At 52.5% G+C, this 4,275-nt stretch carries 5 protein-coding genes; 1 reads left to right on the plus strand and 4 read right to left on the minus strand.

Translation table 11 applies throughout. From position 1 onward, the window contains the following. Positions 1-430 precede the first annotated feature (430 nt). From ACEW72_RS13190 to cobT, 4 genes are all read right to left on the minus strand, one after another. Positions 431-1,255: a hypothetical protein gene (locus ACEW72_RS13190; RefSeq protein WP_373476854.1), complete on the minus strand. Its 825-nt coding sequence runs from the start codon at positions 1,253-1,255 to the stop codon at positions 431-433. A 561-nt stretch (positions 1,256-1,816) separates the two neighbouring features. Then, positions 1,817-2,098 carry a hypothetical protein gene (locus tag ACEW72_RS13195; protein ID WP_373476855.1) on the minus strand — a complete coding sequence of 94 codons (282 nt, stop codon included), beginning with the start codon at positions 2,096-2,098 and terminating at the stop codon, positions 1,817-1,819. Between the two features lie 21 nt (positions 2,099-2,119). Beyond that, positions 2,120-2,698 carry a hypothetical protein gene (locus ACEW72_RS13200; protein ID WP_373476856.1) on the minus strand — a complete coding sequence of 193 codons (579 nt, stop codon included), beginning with the start codon at positions 2,696-2,698 and terminating at the stop codon, positions 2,120-2,122. Between the two features lies 1 nt (position 2,699). Further along, positions 2,700-3,824, minus strand: a complete 1,125-nt coding sequence (cobT, locus tag ACEW72_RS13205) for a nicotinate-nucleotide--dimethylbenzimidazole phosphoribosyltransferase (RefSeq protein WP_373476857.1) — start codon at positions 3,822-3,824, stop codon at positions 2,700-2,702. A 42-nt stretch (positions 3,825-3,866) separates the two neighbouring features. Between cobT and ACEW72_RS13210 the strand changes: the two genes are divergently transcribed. Further along, positions 3,867-4,275, plus strand: a 409-nt coding sequence (locus ACEW72_RS13210) for an adenosylcobinamide-GDP ribazoletransferase (protein ID WP_373476858.1), incomplete at its 3' end; no start/stop codon positions are given.

Here is a 4,275-nt window from a genome sequence, read left to right on the forward strand (position 1 = left end):
CCGCGCTCAGCCCCGCCTGATGCTCCTTCAGAACACCGATGATCTGCTCTTCCGTGAACCTGCTGCGCTTCATGTCCGTCTCCTTCGCTGGAGAACAGACTAACCTCAAAGTGCGGACGTTGCAGGGGAGCAGGTCAATCCAATCCGGGAACACTTCAAAGATGGGCTTTCGCACTATTTTTCTCCAATAAAGGGTGATCCGTTCGAATATGTATCACGGAAGATTGCTCTCTGTTTGCTCAATAAGCCTGCAACCGCAGCGCTCCAAGTGCTGACTCCACAGCGTTCTGCTTGCGCAACATCCAACGGTTCATTGGCGGAGCGGATTGATACGTTAGCGCTAATTCCTGAAAATATCATCAAGCAGAGGTTTGATTCAAACCAATGCCGCATTGAGAAACCCATTTATTTGTTCACGGTCGAAAGTCCGTCATATGGTAACCACTAGCAGTCCAGATCTAATCAAGTCCGTACGAATTTGTGAACGCTCATGCTCGTCTGGAATACGCCAAACCCAAGTTGCCTCTCCTTCCTTGTTCAGTGTGCCGCGATTACCGCTAATAATCCAATCTTCAAGAGTCATGCCATCAACGATTCCAGCAAGATGGCCTGCGCTTATATAATTTATTACCTCAACATCACGCAATTTCTCATTTAACCTACGTTTATTTTTGCGAAATTCGCTGCCAAACGCTGAGATACGTTCTCGGGTGTCAACATCCGCTTGCGAAAATATATTTTCGTGACTATAATATGTAGTCACATTTATGCCTCTTGCGTATTCCAATGGCCCGTCCAGGTACGATTGCATCGCTCCATAACCGTAAATCGGCTCGACTTTTTCTATAATGGTACGAGAGATTTGCTTCATTACACCTATAACGTCAACTACAGCCGCTTCATCGATATAGATCCCAAGACGTCGGAATGAACGAGTAGAAGCCACGCAGTATACCCTAATTCCACTTTTCGTTTCGATATTTCTAAACCAGTGATAAGCTATTAAATCCCATTCACGACGATTGATCACGTTATTCTTTTCAAAATATTTCCATTTGTAGCTTTTGTATTTTGCCTCAGACTCAGCAAGTTGTATACTATCCGGCGCTGTTCCTACCAGCTGAGAAATCCAATCAAATATGTGCTTGAAATCAATAATGCTTAATTCGTTGGCCCATTCGTATATAACGATTGAGCAAACAATATTTGTATCAAAGAAATCGTGATTCTCCATGTCGTTTCTGAAATGCGTCATGTTTTTTACCAAAGACCTCCACCGCCCGACTGACGCGCTCGGCTGACACCCGCCTGATCGAACGTTGCCATGCCGGAATGGCATTGCGGGAGCAGACCGTTTTTTCAGATTAATCGTAACCCGGGCTAATATTTTTTATATAACAGTGGTCATACGTCAATATTAAATTCCATCCCCCGTCAAAGATACATTTTTCTTTCTCTATCTGTAGAATGCCAGGTTTTTCTCGATCAATCAGATTCAGTCTCAAGCTATTAATATGTATAAAGCCAAACTCGATGATAATATGACAAAATTTTCCCCACTTAATTGGGCTTATTAGAGTATCACATTTTTTTTAGTGCAAATAGATAATGAATCTACGTCACCGTCAAAAAAAATATCCTTAATATAAACATCTCCAAGCGAAGGATCTTCCCCGAAAAGATTGACAAAAAAAGTGGACCTCTCAACCGTGGATGTGCGTATCATTCCTTTTTCAAGCTCCAACTATAATGACCAGGATCTCCCTCGGGTGTCCCATGGCGCCTCGCTTCTTTGCACGTAATGCTACGAAAACAACTATCGCGCCATGCCGGTCGGAACCTTGAACACGCTGTCCTCGCCGGTCGCGGCCAGTGCCTCTTTCAGTTCATTCGATATCACCACATGCGACAGCAGCTGCAGATCGCGCGCCATGTGGGAGCCTTGCAGGCAGTCGGGATGATGCACGATCCCCGATACTCCGAAGATCATGGTCAACCCGTCCTTGACGATCTTGCGACCGACCCGCGATTTTTCAACATCGATGCAAATCCGCCGATCGAAAGACGTTCTGCACTTCACAGATCGCGTGCTGCTCATCAATCGATTTAGAATGAGCCTTTATCGAAATTCAAGTGTGGATATGCTGTCCGGGTTCATGTATTTTCTAATCTCTGCGCTCGTCCAATACGCGGGGCCCATTACTGCTGTTATGCAGGCCTTGGTAATTGTCTCAACCAGAATAACAATGTCCCGACGTTCATCCATCTGTGCCATTAATTCGACTGCTCTAATTTTCAAAGTATCAACCATTAGCCGGGATCTTTCTTTGTATGCGAGCCTTGCATACGCCGATGAGGCGACGATGAAAGAGTCTGGGAACAAATCAAAATCCCATCTTAAAGTAATATCTTCAAGTTCATTTTCCAAATATTTTGCGTCATTCCAGTAAATACAAATCGCTGTTAAGCACGCTTTGATTAAATCATCTTCTTCAGCCTCCCTTAATGCAGGAATTGCGGCCTTGATGATCGACTCTACACCTTCATCCTTATCGAAAGCCAGTCCATTCAGCAAAATAGCATGATAGTCCCAATCTTCAATCGGAAGGTTAAGCGCATCCTTTACAGCGCGCAACTCAACGCCTGTTAAAGGGGTATCGTTTTTGCAACTAGAATATAGTTTTCTATAATTTGTCATTCTAATCCTTGCCGCTGACACCCGCCTGATCGAACGTTGCCATGTCGGAATGGCAGAGCGCCGCCGCCTTGACGATGCCCGCGGCCAGCGCCGCGCCTGTTCCTTCGCCGAGCCGCATACCGAGATCGAGCAGCGGCACCATGCCGAGACGTTCGACCGCCTTGCGATGGGCTGTTTCCGCCGAGACATGGCCGATCAGGCAGTGGTCCAGCGCATGCGGATTGGCCGCATGCAGGATCGCGGCAGCAGAAGTCGACACGAACCCGTCGACGATCACCGGAATGCGCTCGACCCGCGCGGCAAGGATGGCGCCCGCCATGGCGGCAATCTCGCGCCCGCCAAGCCGGCGCAGCACGTCGAGCGGATCGCCAAGATGGTCGCGGTGCAGCGCGATGGCTTCATCGACCACCGCTGCCTTGCGGGCGATCTGCTCGGCATCGGCACCGGTGCCCGGGCCGACCCAGTCGGCGCCCGTGCCGCCATAGAGCGCACAGAAGATCGCTGCGGCAACGGTGGTGTTGCCGATCCCCATTTCGCCGATGCACAGAAGATCGGTGCCGCCGGCAATCGCCTCCATGCCGAACGCCATGGTCGCGGCGCAGGTCCGCTCGTCCATGGCCGGTTCCGTTGTGAAATCGGCGGTCGGCAGATCGAGCGCGAGATCGAACACCTTCAGCCCGAGATTGTTGGCGATGCAGATCTGGTTGATCGCGGCGCCACCGGCGGCAAAATTGGCTACCATCTGCGCGGTGACCGACGCGGGAAACGGCGAAATGCCGCGCGCCGTGACGCCATGATTGCCGGCAAAGACGGCGACCACCGGCTTGTTGACGGCGGGCGCACGCCCGGTCCAAGCCGCAAGCCACTGGGCAATCTCTTCGAGCCGCCCCAAGGATCCGGCAGGCTTGGTCAGCTGCGCATCGCGCGCACGAACGCTGGCCACCGCTGAAAGGTCAGGCCCGGGCAGGGTTTCGAGGAGCAGGCGAAAATCTTCAAAGGGAAGTCCGGAGAGCACGCGATGGGTCCTTGCTTTTTGGAGGCAGCGCGGTGGAGAACCACGCGCAGTGTCGCCGCGCAATTGGCCCGCAACAGCCTCTGCTGTAAAGGTCTTGTTGGCGCGAGCCATACAGCTGTGGCACAGCGCCGCTTTCGAACACGGAACCCTGTCATGGCCTTTCCCCGCCAGCTTCACGGCCTCATGCGCGCCCTCGCCTTCCTGACGCGCGTTCCGATGCCGGATGAAGCGTTCGAGGGTGGCCTGCGCCAGACAGCCGAAGATGCGGCACTGTTTCCGCTGGCAGGGCTGGTGGCCGCCGTGCCGGGCGCCTTGGTGTTGTTGATCACAGTCTGGATGGATGGCGGGCCTCTGCTCGCCGCAGCGTTGGCGATCGTGGCGACCATCGTCATCACCGGCGCGCTGCACGAAGACGGGTTTGCCGATGTGGCGGACGGGTTCGGCGGCGGGCATACAAGCGAGCGCCGCCTCGCCATCATGAAGGACAGCGCCAACGGCACCTATGGAACGCTGGCGCTGGTGGTGTCGGTCGTGCTTCGGTTCGCGGCGCTGGCGGCGCTGG

It is taken from the genome of Sphingorhabdus sp. (genome assembly GCF_041737645.1).
Lineage (GTDB): Bacteria > Pseudomonadota > Alphaproteobacteria > Sphingomonadales > Sphingomonadaceae > Sphingorhabdus_B.